17 protein-coding genes are annotated in these 17824 nt (G+C 59.9%); 5 read left to right on the top strand and 12 right to left on the bottom strand.

The genetic code is table 11. The features are described from left to right. Nucleotides 1–25: 25 nt before the first annotated feature. The 3 genes from G5154_RS14130 to G5154_RS14120 are packed head-to-tail and all read right to left on the bottom strand — an operon-like array spanning nucleotide 26 to nucleotide 1237. Nucleotides 26–496 (bottom strand): DUF6691 family protein, encoded by a 471-nt coding sequence (locus G5154_RS14130; RefSeq protein ID WP_421251128.1) that lies wholly within the window; start codon nucleotides 494–496, stop codon nucleotides 26–28. A 13-nt stretch (nucleotides 497–509) separates the two neighbouring features. Next, nucleotides 510–923, bottom strand: a complete 414-nt coding sequence (locus tag G5154_RS14125; protein ID WP_194495910.1) for a YeeE/YedE family protein — start codon at nucleotides 921–923, stop codon at nucleotides 510–512. Beyond that, nucleotides 923–1237, bottom strand: coding sequence for an ArsR/SmtB family transcription factor (locus tag G5154_RS14120; protein WP_421251129.1), 315 nt, complete (start codon nucleotides 1235–1237; stop codon nucleotides 923–925). The genes G5154_RS14125 and G5154_RS14120 overlap by 1 nt, the downstream gene beginning before the upstream one ends. Nucleotides 1238–1325: 88 nt before the next feature. Here G5154_RS14120 and G5154_RS14115 point away from each other — a divergent pair, with 88 nt between their 5' ends. From G5154_RS14115 to G5154_RS14105, 3 genes are all read left to right on the top strand, one after another. Continuing rightward, complete coding sequence (locus G5154_RS14115) at nucleotides 1326–1511, top strand: YgaP family membrane protein (RefSeq protein ID WP_201990468.1); 186 nt, start codon at nucleotides 1326–1328, stop codon at nucleotides 1509–1511. Between the two features lie 422 nt (nucleotides 1512–1933). Continuing rightward, the gene (locus G5154_RS14110) at nucleotides 1934–2338 is read left to right on the top strand and encodes a hypothetical protein (RefSeq protein WP_421251130.1); all 405 of its coding nucleotides are present in this window, start codon (nucleotides 1934–1936) and stop codon (nucleotides 2336–2338) included. Nucleotides 2339–2566: 228 nt separating this feature from the next. After that, a complete protein-coding gene (locus tag G5154_RS14105; protein ID WP_201990472.1) occupies nucleotides 2567–3295 on the top strand; it encodes an MgtC/SapB family protein in 729 nt (242 codons plus the stop codon). Nucleotides 3296–3386: 91 nt separating this feature from the next. Here the strand turns inward: G5154_RS14105 and G5154_RS14100 are convergent, their stop codons facing one another. The 6 genes from G5154_RS14100 to G5154_RS14075 all read right to left on the bottom strand — a co-directional run bounded on the left by G5154_RS14100 (nucleotide 3387) and on the right by G5154_RS14075 (nucleotide 10895). Next, complete coding sequence (locus tag G5154_RS14100) at nucleotides 3387–4397, bottom strand: substrate-binding domain-containing protein (protein ID WP_421251131.1); 1011 nt, start codon at nucleotides 4395–4397, stop codon at nucleotides 3387–3389. A 27-nt stretch (nucleotides 4398–4424) separates the two neighbouring features. After that, entirely contained in the window at nucleotides 4425–5840 is a 1416-nt protein-coding gene (locus tag G5154_RS14095; protein WP_421251132.1) for a glycoside hydrolase family 32 protein, read from the bottom strand. After that, nucleotides 5840–7204 (bottom strand): sucrose-specific PTS transporter subunit IIBC, encoded by a 1365-nt coding sequence (locus G5154_RS14090; protein WP_005359249.1) that lies wholly within the window; start codon nucleotides 7202–7204, stop codon nucleotides 5840–5842. Before G5154_RS14090 ends, G5154_RS14095 begins: the two co-directional genes overlap by 1 nt. A gap of 83 nt (nucleotides 7205–7287) precedes the next feature. Then, on the bottom strand, nucleotides 7288–8244 hold the full coding sequence (locus tag G5154_RS14085; protein ID WP_421251133.1) for an aminoimidazole riboside kinase: 957 nt from the start codon (nucleotides 8242–8244) through the stop codon (nucleotides 7288–7290). A 115-nt stretch (nucleotides 8245–8359) separates the two neighbouring features. After that, complete coding sequence (locus G5154_RS14080; RefSeq protein WP_335827344.1) at nucleotides 8360–9850, bottom strand: carbohydrate porin; 1491 nt, start codon at nucleotides 9848–9850, stop codon at nucleotides 8360–8362. An 844-nt stretch (nucleotides 9851–10694) separates the two neighbouring features. After that, nucleotides 10695–10895 (bottom strand): hypothetical protein, encoded by a 201-nt coding sequence (locus G5154_RS14075; RefSeq protein ID WP_421244597.1) that lies wholly within the window; start codon nucleotides 10893–10895, stop codon nucleotides 10695–10697. A gap of 140 nt (nucleotides 10896–11035) precedes the next feature. Between G5154_RS14075 and mgtE the strand changes: the two genes are divergently transcribed. Continuing rightward, entirely contained in the window at nucleotides 11036–12415 is a 1380-nt protein-coding gene (gene mgtE / locus G5154_RS14070; RefSeq protein WP_421251134.1) for a magnesium transporter, read from the top strand. Between the two features lie 111 nt (nucleotides 12416–12526). Here mgtE and dnaJ read toward each other — a convergent pair whose 3' ends face one another. The 3 genes from dnaJ to grpE all read right to left on the bottom strand — a co-directional run bounded on the left by dnaJ (nucleotide 12527) and on the right by grpE (nucleotide 16574). Continuing rightward, nucleotides 12527–13669, bottom strand: a complete 1143-nt coding sequence (dnaJ, locus tag G5154_RS14065; RefSeq protein WP_216979159.1) for a molecular chaperone DnaJ — start codon at nucleotides 13667–13669, stop codon at nucleotides 12527–12529. A gap of 101 nt (nucleotides 13670–13770) precedes the next feature. Then, on the bottom strand, nucleotides 13771–15699 hold the full coding sequence (gene dnaK / locus G5154_RS14060; protein WP_216979160.1) for a molecular chaperone DnaK: 1929 nt from the start codon (nucleotides 15697–15699) through the stop codon (nucleotides 13771–13773). Between the two features lie 299 nt (nucleotides 15700–15998). Then, nucleotides 15999–16574 (bottom strand): nucleotide exchange factor GrpE, encoded by a 576-nt coding sequence (gene grpE, locus G5154_RS14055; RefSeq protein WP_005344280.1) that lies wholly within the window; start codon nucleotides 16572–16574, stop codon nucleotides 15999–16001. Nucleotides 16575–16866: 292 nt separating this feature from the next. Here grpE and nadK point away from each other — a divergent pair, with 292 nt between their 5' ends. Continuing rightward, nucleotides 16867–17751 (top strand): NAD(+) kinase, encoded by an 885-nt coding sequence (gene nadK, locus G5154_RS14050; RefSeq protein WP_005338038.1) that lies wholly within the window; start codon nucleotides 16867–16869, stop codon nucleotides 17749–17751. Nucleotides 17752–17824: the final 73 nt, after the last annotated feature.

Genomic DNA, 17824 nt, shown 5'->3' with positions numbered 1-17824 from the left:
TGGCATCATCAGTCACTTCACGGGATCAGGCGGTATGGGACTGGCGCACCTTATCCTTTCCCCGAGCTGGCGCCTTGGTCAGCACCCTGGCCAGCCCTCTGTCAAACAGCAAGATCCCGGCCACCATGGCCGCTATAAACAACATTATCATGGGCTGCCCGCTGGAAATGAGACTCAGAGCAGGCCCCGGGCAGATACCCACCAATCCCCAGCCGATGCCAAACAGCGCGGCCCCGCCGATCAGACGGCGATCCAGCCGAGGGGCTGGTACGGCGACGATGGGCTCACCCAGCACACTCTGGCGACGGGGTTTCACCAGCAGAAAATAACCCGGCATAAAGACCAGCAGGGCCCCTCCCATCACGAAGGCGAGGCTGGGATCCCAGGCCCCGGCCAGATCGAGAAAACCGGTGACCCGGGCGGGATCCATCATGCCGGAGATGGCCATCCCCAGTCCGAACAACACACCCGCAAACAAACTTGTCAGCAACTTCATGGCGATCAGCCCCTTACAGCAGATGATGAGTGACGAAGACGGTGATAAAGCCAGCCGCCATAAAGGTCAGGGTGGCGACGATGGAGCGCAGGGAGAGCCGCCCCATGCCACAGATGCCGTGGCCGCTGGTGCAGCCATTGCCAAGACGGGTACCGATGCCGACCAGCAGACCGGCCAGCAGCACTACAGGCCAGCCGGGCAAGGTGGTGAATGCGGGCATGGTGGCCCAACCCAGAGTCAGCGCCAACCAGGCGCCCGCCCCCAGCCCCAGCAGAAACAGCACCCGCCACGGTGCACTGTGTTGCAGCGCGCCGGCCAAAATGCCGCTGATCCCGGCCACCCGGCCGTTGAACAACATCAGGATCAGGGCCGACAGCCCCGCCAGCATGCCACCGCCCAAAGAGAGCAGCCATTGGCTTTCCATCATCAAGATTCCTTATTTTCCGAGTGACAAAAATGGGTTTGCAACGCTCCCAGTACATCGGCCGCCGCCTCGCTCACCAGCGAGTAGTAGATCTGCTGGGAGACCTTGCGCGAACGGATAAGGCCGTAGCGCTTCAATACCGAAAGTTGCTGGGAGAAGGCCGACTGCCCAAGTTGGCTATGGGCCAGCAGCTCCCCGACCCCCTTCTCCCCCTCCACCAGCTGGCAGAGCACCATCAGGCGTTCGGGATGAGCCAACGCCTTGAGCAGGGAGGCGGCGGATGTCGCATGTCTGTTCATCTCGTCGAATTGGCTCATAAGAGTAAATTAGCAATTGCTGATATTTGTTCTATTGTATAAAACAACCCTAAATTAGCAATATCTAAAGTAGATAAGGAGAAAGACCATGACAGTAGATAACGGAGTCAGAATCGTCGCGGGTTGCATGTTGCTGCTCTCGCTGATCCTTACCACCTGGGTTCATCCGGGCTTTGTCTGGTTGAGCGCTTTTGTCGGGGTCAACCTGATCCAGAGCGCATTCACCGGTTTCTGTCCGGCCGCCATGCTCCTCAAGCGCCTGGGGCTGAAGTAACAGGTCGCGCAAGACAGGGGCGGTCCTGCTAGCGGGGCGTCATCGCGCGGCGATGGCTATCGTCGCTCCCTGATGCTTATGGAGGTAGCCAGTCGGCCCCATTATTGACAAACTTGTATCTAAATGTTGCTGGAAGGTCGATAAGGCTTTACCTCACCGCTCTGGATGAGTACCATTTTGCCGTTCTTAACACAGCGGAGACCATCAGTGGGCAACTCATCAAGTGACAGTTGTAGACCGACCCTCATCGTCGGTACCAAGGTCGCGAGCTAGCCGCAGGTCTTTCTCTGCCGTATGCTCGCAACCCTGCGAGAAGCGGAAATCCACTCCCCTCTTCTCCCTTTTTACACTTGACGTCAGGTGGTCTGGCTTTGCCATGACACCTTGCCTGCATAGTTTCTGCTTCCCACAAGGAGGCTGCTATGCGTTTTATCTCAATCAAACCGGCTGCGGATCGCGCGGTCGCAACAGGTTCTGTTGCACCCCGGGCTCACCCCCTGCTGAGCAAGCTGGGGCGCGGCATGTTGCCACGCTGGCTGGGCGGCAAACCGCGCCAGCACCACTATAGGCTGCAGATCCGCTGCGAGGATCGCGCCGATATGGAGCAAGTGCTGGATATGGTGAGCCACACCCTGCAACCGGCCGGACTGCAACCGATGCAATCGATGAAACCGGGTCGCGGCGGCGGGCGAGAGCTGGTGCTCAATGTGCACTGCACTCCACCCCAGCGCCGCTATCTGGTGCAGTTTGTTCATCAGGTCGGAGTAGCGCATCCGGTGCGCTGGGAGCTGCGTCCGCGCATCGACACGACTCCCGAACTCAACTGACGCGCATCCTGCTGCACTAACGACCGTTCAAGGGGCCAGCCACGCTGGCCCCACTTGTTGCGTCCTCTCCGAGCGTCAGGGCATCTGATGATGCTCGCGCCCCGGAAGCTAAACCCGGGACGCTGCGTTTTTCTGCTGGCCATCCGCTCAATCCCCCTCTGATCCATCCGCCACCCGGCGTTTCATCATGGATTGTGCCAAGCCAGCTTTCATAAGAAGGAGTACGCCATGAAGATGTGGCAACAACTAGACATGCTCTCACTGCTCGACACTCTGGCCAGCCTGCTGCTCGCCTTTGTGCTCGGCAGTCTGGTCGGGCTGGAGCGCCAGTACCGCCAACGTACCGCGGGCCTGCGCACCAACGTGCTGGTCGCAGTGGGAGCAGCCCTGTTCGTCAGCCTAGCCCAGCGAATCTATGACCTGCACGGCGGCAACTACAACGTGGTCCATGTGGTGGCCTATATTGTCTCCGGCATCGGCTTTCTCGGCGCCGGCGTCATCATGCGCGAGTCGGGCAATATCCGCGGCATCAACACCGCCGCCACCCTGTGGGGCGTGGCAGCGGTCGGCGCCGCCTGTGGCGCCGGGCTCGCCATGGAGGCAATTCTGGGTGCCCTGTTCGTGCTGGCCGCCAACACCCTGCTGAGACCGCTGGTCAATCAGATCAACCGTCGCCCGGTAGACAATCTGGACACAGAAGTCACCTACAAGGTGACTGCCCTGACCCCCCGTGAGCATCAAAAGGAGGTGCTGCACTGGCTCGAAGAGATGCTGGAGCAGGCCAACTATCCCATGAGCGAGCTCGACATCGAGCCATTTGGCGAGAGGGATCTGGAGATCTCGGCAGTGCTGCTGGCTACCTCCATCGATGGTGATGAGCTCGACGCCCTGATGGTGAAACTCGGCATTCATCCCCATATCAAGCAGATATTCTGGCGCGCCAGCACCACGGATTGAGTTGTCGGTCAGAGGAATGGCTCCATCAACCAACGGCAAAAAGCCCCGCCAGCAATGGCGGGGCTTTCTCATATGGATGAGCGAAGAGTGGCTAGCGACGACTGCGCCAGCGCACCTTGGGGGCGATCACCTGGGCAGTCTGCGCAGGGGGATTACCCGCAATCAGTTGCTGCATCAGCTCGAAAGCGGCGTGGGCCAGCGCCGGACAATCCTGCGCAACCGAGTCGATGCGCATAGGAATGCAGTCGAGCAGGTCGTGATCATCGAAGGTACACAGCCGCATCCCCGTCTCCATCAACCCCGCCTCGTTGAGGTAACGTAGCACCCCTTCCAGCAGGGTAAAGGAGGCGGTAAAGAGCCCCTTGGGGGGCGCTCCCAGCTCGGCCACCAGCTCGGCCATCAGCTGATAACCGGAGCTCGGCTGATAGTCACGATGGCGTACCCGGGCTGCATCGGCTTCAAAACCGGCGCGATGGAGCCCCAGCTCATAGCCCGCTAGCCGGTGACGGCTGGGGGAGAGATCCAGCAGGCCGCCGAAGTAGTAGATCTCCTCGCCGCACTCGCTGGCCATGTCCCGCACCAGTTCTGCGGTGGCCTTGCAGGCATCCGAAATCACCATGGGCAGGCGCGACTCGCCGATATGGCGGTCGAGCTGCACTACCGGCAGACGATCGTGGATACGGGCATAGATGTCATCACTGTGGCCACTGGAGGCGACAATCAGCCCATCCACCTGACGGCTGATCAGGTTATCCACCACCCGCTGCTCGAGGGCGGGATCATCTTCGGAGCAGGCGATCAGCAACTGGATGCCCGCCTCCCGGCAGTGGGTCTCGAGGGCACGGGCGATGCGGGCAAAACCGAAGTTGGTGAGATCGGGGATCACCAGCCCCCAGGTGTAGCTGCGGGTCTCGCGCAGGGAGCGGGCGTGAAAGCTCGGCAGGTAGTGACACTCCTCCGCCACCGCCTGAATACGCTTGCGGGTATCGTCGGCAATCCGGTACTCCGCACTCTTCCCGTTGAGCACCAGACTGGCGGTCGCCTTGGACACCCCCGCCAGTTCGGCGATCTGGGCAATCGTGATCCGTTTCTTCTTCTCCACCTGGCCTCCCGGCTGACTAGAACCGGGCTATTGTACTAGGCACGCTGACAGCGGCCAGTGATTGAGGCAAATTTTGCAGCCATCATCGCCGTTACCTGATGATAGTTGCGGCTTTTCCCCGGGGAAGTAGCGCGCCGACAGGCTGTGACGACCCTCATCGATGAAACACTCCAGACTGGAGCGATCGCACAGCACGGTGATCCGCCCGCCAGCCCATGGGCTGCTGCGGGTCTCCCACGCTCCGCTCTGCCAGTTCTGGCGCCGCAAGATGAGGCGCCCCGGCTGCCACACCAGCTCGGCCACGGCGCCGAACCAGAGACTCCCCTCACCGCAGAGATCCAGATCGAGCCAGGCCGAGTCGATGGCCAGCCCCGGAAACTCGCTAAGCGTCCCCTCGAAACGGGTCAACTCTCCCTTCAATGCCGCGAGCTCCGCCACAGGCCGCTGGCAGAGCCACTCATCCTGCCAAAACAGCTCCCGCGGGCAGCTCATCTGGTGGATCCAGCCGTGAGCGATCGTAGGCTGGCTCATCTCGTTCTCCTCCGGCAGCCCCAGCCAACCAAACAAGAGGCGGCGCCCCTGACTGTCTCGGGTAGTTTGCGGCGCATAGAACTCGAAGCCCCGATCCAGCTCGTGGAAAGCCCCGTGCTCGAAGCGCTCGCCGTCAAAATCGCCCGCCAGCCAGCCGCACTGGTAGAGGTTGCGATAATCCTCGCCTGCCGGGGCAATCCCCTGCGGGCAGCTGATCAGCACATGGCACTCACCTAGCGGGAAGAGATCAGGGCACTCCCACATATAGCCAAACTCGCCCAGCCCCCCGCGCCCGCTACCGGCGATGGGGCCCACCCGCTGCCAGCTTTGCAGGGTCTCGCCGCGATAGAGCAGCACTTCCCCCTTGTCATCCAGAGTGCGAGCCCCCAGTACCATCAGCCACTGCTGGCCGTCGTGCCACACCTTGGGGTCGCGCACATGGCCGCTGTAGCCTTCAGGCAGATCCAGCACAGGCCCCAGCTTGGCAAAACCGGCCTCACCGTCGGCGCGGGCCAGACACTGATAGGCGGTGCGGCCGCCATCCGGGTATTTGACATTGCCGGTGTAGATGAGGGTCAGGCGCCCCTGCTCGTCGCTCACCGCAGAGCCCGAATAGCAGCCGTGGCTCTCATAGGCTTCGGTGGGCAACAGCGCCACCGGCTCGTGGTGCCAGTGCAGCAGATCGGTGGAGGTGACATGGCCCCAGCCCTTGTTGCGGTGCTCGCAGCCAAGCGGATTCCACTGGTAGAAAAGGTGGTAACGCCCATCGTGCTCGATAAAGCCGTTGGGATCGTTAAGCAGCCCCACCGGGGCTGCCAGATGCCAGCAGGGCCGATGGGGATCGGCCGCCGCCTTGAGCTGTCCGGCCAGCAGCGACCGGACAATCTGGTTGAGAAGATCGCTTTCCTTCATCACTCCACCTTGTACTTGAGCAGGTAGGATGCGGCGAAGGCGGCACCAAAGGCGATCACCAGCCCGATGATGTAGTGAATAAGGCTCATAGGCTGGACGATGGCCATGCCGGGAATACCGGTCAGCCCCACCGCCGTCATCCCCACCTTGGCCGCCACCACGTAGGCGCCGCCGCAGGCCCCGCCAAACAGACCGGCGAGGAAGGGTTTGATGTAGCGCAGGTTGACGCCAAAGATGGCCGCTTCCGTGATACCCAGCAGGCAGGACATGGCAGCCGGCACGGTAATGGCCTTGATCTTCACATCACGAGTCTTGAAGTAGACCGCGAGGCAAGCCCCACCCTGTGCCACGTTGGCCATGGCCCAGATGGGCAGCAGGAAGTTGACGCCAATTTGCGGATTCGCCAGCAGCCCCGCCTCGATGGCGTGGAAGCTGTGATGGATGCCGGTGATGACGATAAGCGAGTAAGTGCCGCCAAACACCAGCCCCGCCAACCAGCCCGCCTGCTCATAGAGGGCACTCAGACCGAACGAGATGCCATCCCCCAACACCCGACCCGCCGGGCCGATAAAGAGCAGCGCCACGAAACCGGTGATGATGACGGTGAGAAACGGCGTGAGGATCAGATCCAGCGCGTCCGGAATGCGCTTGCGCAGCTGTTTCTCCAGATGGGACATAAACCAGACCGCCAAGAGCACCGGGAAGACGGTGCCCTGATAGCCGATCATCGCCACATCCAGCCCGAAGAAGTCCATGGTCTTGAAGCCACCGGCCACGCCCCAGGCGTTGGTCAACGCCGGGTGGGTGAGGATGCCGCCAAGGGTCGCCCCGAGGTACGGATTGCCACCAAACTCACGTGCTGCCGTAAAGCCGATGAGGATCGGCAGTATGATAAAGGCCGCCGAGCTGAACATGTCGAGCATCACAAACAGGGCGCTGTCGGCATTGACCCAACCGTAGGTGCGCACCATGCCAAGCAGCCCCATCAGCAAGCCCGAGGCGACGATGGCCGGAATGATCGGCACGAAGATGTTGGAGAGGGTTCGCGCCAACCGCTGGGCCACGTTGAGCTTGGCCGCCGCCATGTCGGTCAGCTCCGCCTTGCTGGCGGTGCCGGTACCGGTCAGCGTCACAAACTCCGCATAGACCTTGTTGACCAGACCGGTGCCGAAGATCACCTGAATTTGGCCCGCGTTGCTAAAGCACCCCTTGACCCCCTCCAGCTTGTCGATGGCGGCCTTGTTCACCTTGCTGTCGTCGGCCAGCACCAGCCGCAGCCGGGTGGCGCAGTGGGCTGCGCTGACGATGTTCTCCTTGCCCCCGAGCAGGGGCACCAGATCCTTGGCTATCGCACTGATATTCATATTCTTCCTCTTATGACCCGCCACGCTGGCGGGCCCTTGTCACATGAGAGTAGGGGCTGTCGAGCCGGGCTTCTAGCCTCAGCTCAACAGCCGCTTGCGTCTGATCGCAAAAAGGCATCCAGTTCGGAGCGTGTCGGCAGCGCCGTCATGGCCCCCTTGGCGGTGGTGGCGAGCGCCCCGCAGCCGTGAGCCTGAGCCAGAATGACGGGTAGCTCGGCCAGCGTCGGCAGCGACGAGCGCCCGGCCAGCGCCGCCAGCAGACCGGCGACGAAGGCATCCCCCGCCCCCGTGGTGTCGAGCGGGGTCACTTTCTGCCCCACCCACTCCAACAGCTCGCCACCCAGACGCGCCACCACCCCGGCCGCGCCCCGGGTCACCAGCACCAGCGCCGGGCCAGAGAGAGTTGCAAGCCCGGCGACCAGTTCATCCTCGCCACTCAGCAGTTGCAGCTCCTCAATGGAGAGCTTGACCACATCCGCTTGCGCAATTGCCTGACGCACCAGCGGCAGCATCTCGGCGGGGTTGCCCCACACCTCGGGACGCAGGTTGGGGTCGAAGCAGACCCGCCCGCCTGCCGCCTTGATGGCCGCCATGGCCTGCAGGCAGCTGGTGCGCACCGGTTCGTTGGCAAGCGCGATGGAGCAGGTGAGCAGCCACTGACCGGCATCGAAGCGGGGCAACTCATCCGGAGTGAGGAACTGGTCGGCACTGGGGCGCACCATAAAGGTGAAGCTGCGCTCCCCCTCGTCATCAAGTTCTACCAGCACGGTAGAGGTGCGATGGTCTGGATCGAGCCGCAGCGCACCAATATCCACCCCCTCCCCGCTCAGGGTGTCGGCCATAAAGTGGCCGAATGGGTCAGCACCGACCCGGCCGATAAAGGCCGCATCGCCACCCAGCCGTGCCACACCAACCGCCACATTGGCGGGCGCACCACCCGGACACTTGAGGTAGTGCAACGCCCCTTCCGGGATCAAGTCCACCACCGCATCCCCCATTACCCACACACGATTCGTCACCTTGCTACTCCACTGCTGCATCGGATCCACGGTCAAACCCGAACTCTGTTCTGTTGGCTGGCATTATCAGCTAAACCGTTTTAGCCAACCAACAGATCTCGGCACCGGCTGCCATTTTTGTGATCGGGATAACGAACTAGAACCAGGTTTCCATCTGCACGCCAAAGTTCCACTCGCCACCGGCGGTGAAGTTGCTCTGGCCCATGGCATCGTCGCTGGCGTAGTTGTCGAGCTCGGAGGACCAGTCCATCCAGCTGGCGAACACCCTCAGTTCGGGCCGCTCGAAGAAACCGGCGGTCTGCGCCTTGAAGGTGGGGGCGAAGGTGAGCTTGGTGAAGTCGCCGTTCACCGCCTGGCGTCCCTTGTAACCCTTGGGATCGAGATCCATGTACTGCCAGGCCGCCTCGTAGACCAGCTCGACGTTCTGGCTCAGCACCTGCGCCACCCGGGTATTGAAGGTAAGCCAGCGGTACTCATCCCCTTTCACGTAGCGATCCTGACTCTGCTCGGCCAGCAGGGCCGGGGCAAAACGCCAGCGCGAGTTGAGATCGGTAGCGCCAAACACGGCGACCCGCACCGCATCGGCGTCCGGCAACAGCTCGCTGTCAGAGCCCAGCCCCTTGACCTCGGCCCCCAGCCCATGACCATACAGCACCGCCGCCTTGGCAAAACCGGGGTTGAGGCCAAAGAAGCTCTCGCCGTGATAGGCCAGCAGGGTGTGTGCCCCCTTGTCCGCCGCCTCGCTGCCCGCCCCCTTGTCATTAATGCGGGCGTCATTGTCCTTGGCCGAGAGGCCGTTCACCATCCACTGCCAGTTACCGACGCGGTTGTTCATGGTGAGGATGTAGCTCTCGATATCGGAAAGACCGCTGGCGCTGATGTCGCCGTAATCGCGGCCATAGAGGGAGAAGTTGGCCTTCCAGCTATCGGCCAGTTGCACGTCGTAGACGCCGCCGCCGGTACCGGCCAGGAACACCACGTCGGAATCGAGCCAGTGGATGTCAAAGTTGTCCCGATCAAAGCGCTTGCCCGCCCACAGCACCGCATTCTTGAAGGGGCCGTCGAAGCTCGCCAGATTGCCGATCTCGGCAAACACCTGACGGGTATTGAGGCTCGAATCGCTGGCGGTCCAGTCGTTGCTAGTCTCCACCCCGTCCGCCAGCATCAGCTTGTAGCGGGCCCAGCTGCCATCCTCGAAGGTCTGGGTTTTCAGCAGGTTGGCCTCCATGTAGGTGTCATCCTCGTTGCCAAGGCGACCGACAGCCCCGCCCACGGATCCTGCCGGGGTGATGTAGGGGCCACCGCGCCCGCCGTTGCCATTGCTGTTTACCAACAGGCCCGAGCGGGCATAGCCGTGAAACTCGAAGCCCTGGGCACCGGTGGTCTTCTCATCCACCTTCTGGCTGCGGTTGTCGGCCACCTGCGCCTGCTCACTCGCCGCGCTCGCCTTCACTTCCGCCTGACTGGCACGGCTCTCTGCCGCCTCGGCTCTGGCTTCAGCCGCCTGTACCCGCGCCTCCAGCGCCGCCAGACGGGCCTCGATACCGCCATCCGCCGCCCACAGCGGGCTGCTCATCCCCAATCCCAGCGCTACCGCCAGCGCCAACTTGCTCTTGAACATCATCATCTTCCTCACCTGTCATCTGTGGCCCGGACGGGCGCTGTTGTTATCGACAGACGGAGCATAGCTAAACCGCTTTAGCCAACTCAATACAACAACTAAACCGTTTCAGCAGCAGTGTGAGCGGGATAACATTTGTACAGCAGGAATTGGCGGGAGTTGTGAGGAGGATCCCTCATCAGGATCCACTCAATAAGGCGGATCCCGATTCTGCGAGCAGCGACTATGTGAATAGAAGGAGTGCACCTCACCGGCAATCTGGTCATGGTGCTGGCAGTAGGTCTGCCGGGGACCGACATTCCCTAATGCATCATCCTGGTGTTGAAGATTGACACCCGCAGTGCACCATCAGGGTCCACTGTGAAATGACGTAAATAATACTGAGCATGTCTGCGATATGGCTGAATATTCGGCATAACCACCGTCAAATTATGAAAATATCAATAAAGATGTTTCTAAATGTTTCTGGCGCTGGATTAATTATTTACCAATAAGAACCATTCCAGTAGCATCGCCGCATTGATTAATAGCGGAGACCATCAGTGGGCAATTCATCAGATGACAGTAGGTTGCTGAGCTCATCAGCCAATACCTGAGTCGCGAGATCCCGCAGATTGTTCTGCCGCTATCTCGCGCTATGCGGAGAGCGGTTTATTTGCACCCAGGTGCACCCCTTCCCTGTATTCACTCGATGTCTGTTACTTACGCCATCCAATGCCAGACGCAAGATGACGTCATGATGCCTGCATGGTTCTTCTCCTGATATCAGGGCCACCATGTCATTACTACTGTTATCCCATCACCCCATGTTGTTTCGCCTCCGGTGTGCATCACAGATGGCGAACCTCTATCACTGCAGGTCAGTAGCCACAAGGCTTTCTGACAAGATGGCATGGGAGATGGCAACAGCTGCTAGCCGGGCGACGACCGTCCCGCGATCCGCTCCACCTTCATTTACTTGTGCCAAGTGCAACACCTGTTCATCCCCCATTCGCGATCGATAACGGGTAAACATATGACGATTTTTTACATCAATCAGGAGGTGAGTCATGGACCCTGACCCTGGAGCCGGTATCGGCCACTAGCCCGGGTTAATTCTCGGGTGTTATTTCCTTATTTATTTTTGCTGATGTGATGTCAGTCAGGATTTTATTTGCCATTTTCCAGGCTGATGTATTAAAGGATATATAAATGCAATACCAAGATATTCACCAACAACTCTATGTACTGCTGCAAAACAAGGATCGTATGGGGATCCAGAGCCTCAGCCTGAATATTCATGAGGTCGATCTGGCACAAGCGATAAACCGCCTGACAGATAAACATATTCATACCTTTCTAAACCTGGTCCCTGCGTTGCGTGCAGCACGTATTTTCCGCCATCTGCCCAGCGATATTCAGGCCAGTCTGGTACGTTCCATGGCCAAACCCCAACTGGAGGAGCTGTGTACCCGCCTCTCCCCCGATGACAGAGCCGATCTCTACAATCGTCTGCCCTCTGCCTTGCGCCAGACCCTGCTCGATGCGATGACAGACGAAGAGCGCGAGGATACACAACGGCTGGCCTCTTACCCGGAAAACCTCGTCGGCTCCATCATGAGCTCGGATTGTGCCAGCCTGACGGCTGACATCACTGTGGGAGAGGGGCTGCAACGGCTGCGCAGCACTGCTGCCGACAGGGAGAGCATCTATACCCTGTATGTCGTGGATGAAATGCGCCGCCTCATCGGGGTTGTCTCCCTGCGCGAACTGTTTCTCGCCGACAGCAAAACCCCCATCTCGGCCATTATGCAGCGCGAGCTGGTGAGTATTCAGGCCGATGCCCCCAAAGGCGAAGCCGCGGAGATGATCGCCCGTTACAACCTGCTGGCCCTTCCCGTATTGAATCAGGATCAGCAGTTGCTCGGCATGGTGACCGTGGATGATGCAATGGATGTTGCCGAAGAGGAAGATGCCAACCGGATTGCCCGCTTCGGTGGTACGGCTGCGCTGGGAGGTCCCGAACTTGATCTTCGCGCATCCAGCACCTTTAACATGTTCAGCGCCCGATTCTTCTGGCTGGCGGTCTTGACCGTATTCGGCATACTGACCAGCAATCTGGTCGCCGCTCAGGAAGAACTCATCAGCGAAGTACTGATCCTCGCAGCCTTTATTGCCCCTATTATCGACATGGGGGGCAACTCGGGCAGCCAGTCGGCCACCTTGGTGATCCGGGCAATGGGCATGGGTCAGATCAAGCTGAGCATGCGTGACTTCTTTTTCGTGCTGCGGCGCGATCTGCCCGTCGCAATGGCTCTGGGGCTGGGTGTCGCCCTGCTGGAAGGGGTGATGGCATTCTGGAGCAAGAGCATCGGCTGGGACATCGTCATGATTGTCAGCCTCTCTGCCATGACGGTGACTGTGGTTGGCAGCCTGCTTGGTCTGGTCCTGCCGTTTGCCGCACGGAAGATGGGGACTGATCCGGCAACCCTCAGCTCCCCCATGCTCACCTCGATCATGGATCTGTTGGGCGTGCTGATCTATTTTGGTTTCGCCTATGCCTTCCTCGGTGGGTCACTGGCTGCTGCCTGACAGCGCACAGCAGATGGGGGCAGCCAAACCACCGCCATCTCCGATAGTTCAAGATAAAAGAGAGGGAGGCATCACGCCTCCCTCTCTTTATATCGACACGGGTCTATGCCATCACTTGGTCAGATCGTCGAAGAAGCGTTTCACCCCTTCGAAGAAGCCTTCCGATTTCGGCTTGTGGGTCTTGGCAGCGGCACCGCTGAAGGATTCGTCCAGCTGGCGCAGCAGCTCTTTCTGCTGCTCGGTGAGGTTGACCGGCGTCTCGATCACCACCTTGCACATCAGATCCCCTACCTGACCGGAGCGTACTGACTTCACGCCCTTGCCGCGCATGCGGAACATCTTGCCGGTCTGGGTCTCCGGAGTGACCTTGAGCTTGACGCGGCCATCCAGGGTCGGTACTTCAATCTCGCCACCCAGAGCCGCTGCGGTGAAGCTGATGGGCACTTCGCAATAGAGGTTGTTGCCGTCACGCACGAAGATCTCGTGCTCTTTGACGTGCACCTGTACGTACAGATCCCCTGCCGGTGCCCCCGCTTCCCCCGCTTCCCCTTCGCCGGAGAGACGGATGCGATCGCCGGTATCGACGCCCGCCGGGATTTTCACCGACAGGGTCTTGGTACGCTGGTAGCGACCTTCACCGTGACACTTGCGGCACGGATCCTTGATGATCTTGCCGCGGCCGTGACAGTGCGGACAGGCCTGCTGCACCGCGAAGAAGCCCTGACGCATCTGCACCTGGCCGGAGCCGTGGCAAGTCGGGCAGGTCTGGGCACTGCTGCCGGTGTGGGCGCCGGAGCCGTTACAGACCTCACAGTGAACCAGAGTCGGCACCTTGATCTCCTTGGAGACCCCGCGTACCGCCTCTTCCAGCGTCAGCTCCATGGTGTAGCGCAGGTCAGCACCACGGGCCGGGCCACGACGACCACCGCCACGGCTGCCACCGAAAATGTCACCGAACACATCGCCGAAGATATCACCAAAGTCGGCACCACCACCAAAACCACCGTGGCCACCGCCACCCTGACTCGGATCCACACCGGCATGACCGTACTGATCGTAGCGGGCGCGCAGGTTGGCATCAGTCAGCACCTCGTAGGCCTCTTTGACCTCTTTGAACTTCTCTTCGGCACTGGCATCGCCCTGATTGCGGTCAGGGTGATACTTCATGGCCAGACGCTTGTACGCCTTCTTGATCTCGCGCTCGTCGGCACCTTTTGACACCCCGAGCACTTCGTAGAAATCGCGCTTCGACATACTCATCCTGTGGTTACGCAGACGGGCGTTGGTCACCCAACGCCCGTAAATTCATTGACTAAGCCGATGAGCGAAGCCTGCTTCGCCCATCTGGGTCGGGCTTACTTCTTGTCGTCTTTCACTTCTTCGAACTCGGCGTCGACAACGTCGTCGTCAGCCTTGGCAGAAGAGGAGGACTGACCGGCATCAGCACCGGCTGCACCCTGGGCCTGAGCCTGCTGCTGGGCAATCTCCATCAGCTTCTGGGACGCTTCCAGCAGAGCCTGCTGTTTGGCTTCGATAGCAGCCTTGTCGTCACCCTTGATGGCGGTTTCCAGCTCGCTCAGAGCGGCTTCGATCTTGGTCTTGTCGTCGGCAGGCAGGGCTTCACCGGCTTCGGTGATCTGCTTGCGTACGGAGTGGACCAGACCATCAGCCTGGTTGCGAGCCTGTACCAGCTCTTCAAACTTCTTGTCCTCGGCCGCGTTGGCTTCGGCTTCGCGTACCATACGTTCGATCTCCTCATCAGACAGGCCAGAGGAGGCCTGGATGGTGATCTTCTGCTCTTTGTTGGTCTCTTTGTCCTTCGCAGAGACGTGCAGGATACCGTTGGCATCGATGTCGAAGGTCACTTCGATCTGCGGCAGACCACGCGGAGCCGGACGGATGCCTTCCAGGTTGAACTGGCCCAGAGACTTGTTGTCGCTGGCGCGCTTGCGCTCACCCTGCAGCACGTGAATGGTCACGGCAGACTGGTTGTCTTCGGCAGTGGAGAACACCTGGGACTTCTTGGTCGGGATAGTGGTGTTCTTCTCGATCAACGCAGTCATCACGCTGCCCATGGTTTCGATACCCAGAGAGAGCGGGGTAACGTCCAGCAGCAGTACGTCGGTCTTGTCACCGGACAGTACGGCCCCCTGGATGGCAGCACCCATGGCCACGGCTTCGTCCGGGTTGACGTCTTTACGCGGCTCTTTGCCAAAGAACTCGGCAACGGTCTTCTGAACCAGTGGCATACGGGTCTGACCACCAACCAGAATCACGTCGTCGATCTCGCCAACTGCCAGACCGGAGTCTTTCAGGGCGACACGAACCGGCTCCAGAGAATCTTTCACCATGTCTTCTACCAGGGATTCCAGCTTGGCGCGGGTCACCTTGATGTTCATGTGCTTCGGACCGGTGGCATCTGCAGTGATGTACGGCAGGTTGACGTCGGTCTGCTGGGCAGAAGAGAGCTCGATCTTGGCCTTCTCGGCGGCATCTTTCAGACGCTGCAGAGCCAGCTGGTCGTTGCGCAGGTCGATACCCTGCTCACGCTTGAACTCGTCTACCAGATAGTTGATGACGCGGTTGTCAAAGTCTTCACCACCCAGGTGGGTGTTACCGTTGGTCGCCAGTACTTCGAAGGTGGTTTCACCTTCCACTTCGTCGATCTCGATGATGGAGATATCGAAAGTACCACCACCCAGGTCATATACGGCAACCTTGCGCTCGCCCTTGACCTTGTTTACGCCATAGGCGAAAGCAGCTGCAGTCGGTTCGTTGATGATGCGTTTTACATCCAGACCAGCGATGCGACCGGCATCCTTGGTAGCCTGACGCTGGGCGTCGTTGAAATAGGCCGGAACAGTGATAACGGCTTCGGTGACCGGCTCACCCAGGTAGTCTTCGGCGGTCTTCTTCATCTTTTTCAGCACTTCGGCAGAGATCTGCGGCGGTGCCATTTTCTTGCCCTTCACTTCAACCCAGGCGTCACCGTTGTCAGCTTTGGCAATGGCGTACGGCATGATTTTCAGGTCACGCTGCACTTCTTCATCTTCAAAACGACGACCGATCAGACGCTTGATGGCGAACAGGGTGTTTTTCGGGTTGGTGATGGCCTGACGCTTGGCCGGCTGACCAACCAGGATTTCGCCATCATCGGCATAGGCAATGATGGACGGAGTAGTACGATCGCCTTCTGCGTTCTCGATCACGCGAGCAGTATCGCCATCCAGAATAGCGACGCAGGAGTTGGTAGTACCCAGGTCAATACCGATGATTTTACCCATTTGACGAATCTCCAAATACTTTGAATAAACTGGCGAGGAACTCGCCTTAATGCGTTAACGGCTAGGTGGGGGCTGCCAATCTGGCTTTCAAGCTCCCGGCATCAAATTTTTTGTGCCGCCGCGGCCTTGCTACCTATATGGGGTCGCCAGACGCAGCTTCAAGCCCCAACCTAAAAAAACCACACCCTTTGTCATGGTTGCGCGATCACGTTGAGCCGTGAAACCGTGCAAGATGAACAGGTGTTGCACTGCGAAACAAAAAGCCCGCCAAGCGGCGGGCCTGGGCATCAAGTGCCGACTCAGTCGGCGGCCTTGGATACCATGACCATGGCCGGACGGATCACGCGACCGTTCAGCTCATAACCTTTCTGCATCACGGCGATCACGGTGTTTGGCGCCACATCTGCACTCGGCACCATGCTCATCGCCTGATGGGCATTCGGGTCAAACGGCTGGTTGGCCGGATCCAGCGCAACCAGACCGAACTTGGCCACACCGCTCTGCATGGATTTCAGCGTCAGCTCGACGCCTTCGATCATCGGCTTGAGCGCCTCATTCTCCTTGTCGGCGAGCTCAATGGCACGCTCCATGTTGTCCAGCACCGGCAGCAACTCGGCAGCGAACTTCTCCAAAGCGAACTTGTGCGCCTTCTCCACGTCCAGCTCGGTACGACGACGCAGATTCTCCATTTCAGCAGCGGTGCGCAGAGCGCGTTCACGCTCTTCCGACGCCTTCTGGAGGGCGGTCTCAAGCTGCGCTTCCAGTTCGGCAATGCGGGCTTGCTCAGCTGTCACTTCACTGTCTACATCGGTCGGCTCGACTGGCTGGGCTTCCACTTGCTCCATCGCTTCAACCTTTTGCTCTTCGTGGTTCATGACATCTCCAATTCCGGGGTTACTTATGAGGGCCCTGACGTCTGGTTGAGCGACCGGACGACCACAGACCGACTATGTTGGCGCTATTATGGGGATGCATCCCCGGCTTTCAAGGGGTAAAAGGCCAATCAGGGTGGATGCTCTGCCGCAAGCAGCTGTTTCTTGGCGTTGCCGCTCACCCTTTAGCCAGCTGACTCAAGGGGATAGCTGCCCCCGTGACACGGGAGAGCGTCACAAGCGGAGCAAAGCACTGTATACTGGCCCGCAATACTCATCCCAGACCCGACAGACTATGGATTCTCCGTTCAAAACCATCGCCCTGATTGGCAAACCCCACCATGAGGGGGCCAACCAGACGCTGACCGGCCTGCATCAATACCTGACCGCCCGCGGCTTTCGGGTACTGGTGGAGAGCCGGGTCGCCCAGACCCTGAGCATCCTCGATGAAAACGTGATGGATCTGGTGCAACTGGGCCAGCAGGCCGATCTCGCCATCGTGGTGGGCGGTGACGGCAACATGCTGGGGGCGGCACGGGTGCTGTCGCGCTTTGATGTGGCGGTGATCGGGGTCAACCGGGGTAACCTCGGCTTTCTGACCGACCTCTCGCCGCAAGATTATCTATTGCCACTGGAGCAGGTGCTCTCCGGTCACTACAAGAGCGAACACCGCTTCCTGCTGGAGGCCTCGGTCTATCGCCACGGCGAGCGCAAATCGAGCAATCTGGCGGTCAACGAGGCGGTACTACACCCGGGCAAGATCGCCCATATGATCGAGTTCGAGGTCTATATCGATGGCAGCTTTATGTATAGCCAGCGCTCGGACGGCATCATCGTCGCCACACCGACCGGCTCAACCGCCTACTCCCTGTCGGCAGGTGGCGCCATCCTCACCCCCAAGCTCAACGCTATCACGCTGGTGCCCATGTTCCCGCATACCCTGAGCAGTCGCCCCATCGTACTCGATGCCGACAGCGAAGTACGGCTGCTGGTCTCGCCGGATAATCAGGACGATGCCATGCAGGTGAGCTGTGACGGCCAGGTGACCCTGGCGGTCCACCCGGGGGACGAGATCCTCATCAAGAAGAGCCACCACCAGCTTCATCTGGTGCATCCCCTCGACTACAGCTACTTCCATGTGCTGCGCAACAAGCTCGGCTGGGGCAGCAAGCTGTTTTAATCGGCGCTGACCGACAACGGCATTGCCAGAGAGGGCGCCTGAATTGGCGCCCTTCTCTTTTCTGTCGTGGCAA

The organism is Aeromonas sp. 600527 (assembly GCF_049175415.1).
GTDB classification, from domain to species: Bacteria; Pseudomonadota; Gammaproteobacteria; order Enterobacterales; family Aeromonadaceae; genus Aeromonas; species Aeromonas veronii_A.
Note: the sequence above shows the minus strand (reverse complement) of the source record. Positions and strands in the feature narration are given on the sequence as shown.

Bases quoted from the DNA above. Each gene is read 5' to 3' on its own strand.
- G5154_RS14130 (WP_421251128.1), bottom strand. From the start codon at position 496: ATGAAGTTGCTGACAAGTTTGTTTGCGGGTGTGTTGTTCGGACTGGGG.
- G5154_RS14125 (WP_194495910.1), bottom strand. From the start codon at position 923: ATGATGGAAAGCCAATGGCTGCTCTCTTTGGGCGGTGGCATGCTGGCG.
- G5154_RS14120 (WP_421251129.1), bottom strand. From the start codon at position 1,237: ATGAGCCAATTCGACGAGATGAACAGACATGCGACATCCGCCGCCTCC.
- G5154_RS14115 (WP_201990468.1), top strand. From the start codon at position 1,326: ATGACAGTAGATAACGGAGTCAGAATCGTCGCGGGTTGCATGTTGCTG.
- G5154_RS14110 (WP_421251130.1), top strand. From the start codon at position 1,934: ATGCGTTTTATCTCAATCAAACCGGCTGCGGATCGCGCGGTCGCAACA.
- G5154_RS14105 (WP_201990472.1), top strand. From the start codon at position 2,567: ATGAAGATGTGGCAACAACTAGACATGCTCTCACTGCTCGACACTCTG.
- G5154_RS14095 (WP_421251132.1), bottom strand. From the start codon at position 5,840: ATGAAGGAAAGCGATCTTCTCAACCAGATTGTCCGGTCGCTGCTGGCC.
- G5154_RS14090 (WP_005359249.1), bottom strand. From the start codon at position 7,204: ATGAATATCAGTGCGATAGCCAAGGATCTGGTGCCCCTGCTCGGGGGC.
- G5154_RS14085 (WP_421251133.1), bottom strand. From the start codon at position 8,244: ATGCAGCAGTGGAGTAGCAAGGTGACGAATCGTGTGTGGGTAATGGGG.
- G5154_RS14080 (WP_335827344.1), bottom strand. From the start codon at position 9,850: ATGATGATGTTCAAGAGCAAGTTGGCGCTGGCGGTAGCGCTGGGATTG.
- G5154_RS14075 (WP_421244597.1), bottom strand. From the start codon at position 10,895: ATGACTCACCTCCTGATTGATGTAAAAAATCGTCATATGTTTACCCGT.
- mgtE (WP_421251134.1), top strand. From the start codon at position 11,036: ATGCAATACCAAGATATTCACCAACAACTCTATGTACTGCTGCAAAAC.
- dnaJ (WP_216979159.1), bottom strand. From the start codon at position 13,669: ATGTCGAAGCGCGATTTCTACGAAGTGCTCGGGGTGTCAAAAGGTGCC.
- dnaK (WP_216979160.1), bottom strand. From the start codon at position 15,699: ATGGGTAAAATCATCGGTATTGACCTGGGTACTACCAACTCCTGCGTC.
- grpE (WP_005344280.1), bottom strand. From the start codon at position 16,574: ATGAACCACGAAGAGCAAAAGGTTGAAGCGATGGAGCAAGTGGAAGCC.
- nadK (WP_005338038.1), top strand. From the start codon at position 16,867: ATGGATTCTCCGTTCAAAACCATCGCCCTGATTGGCAAACCCCACCAT.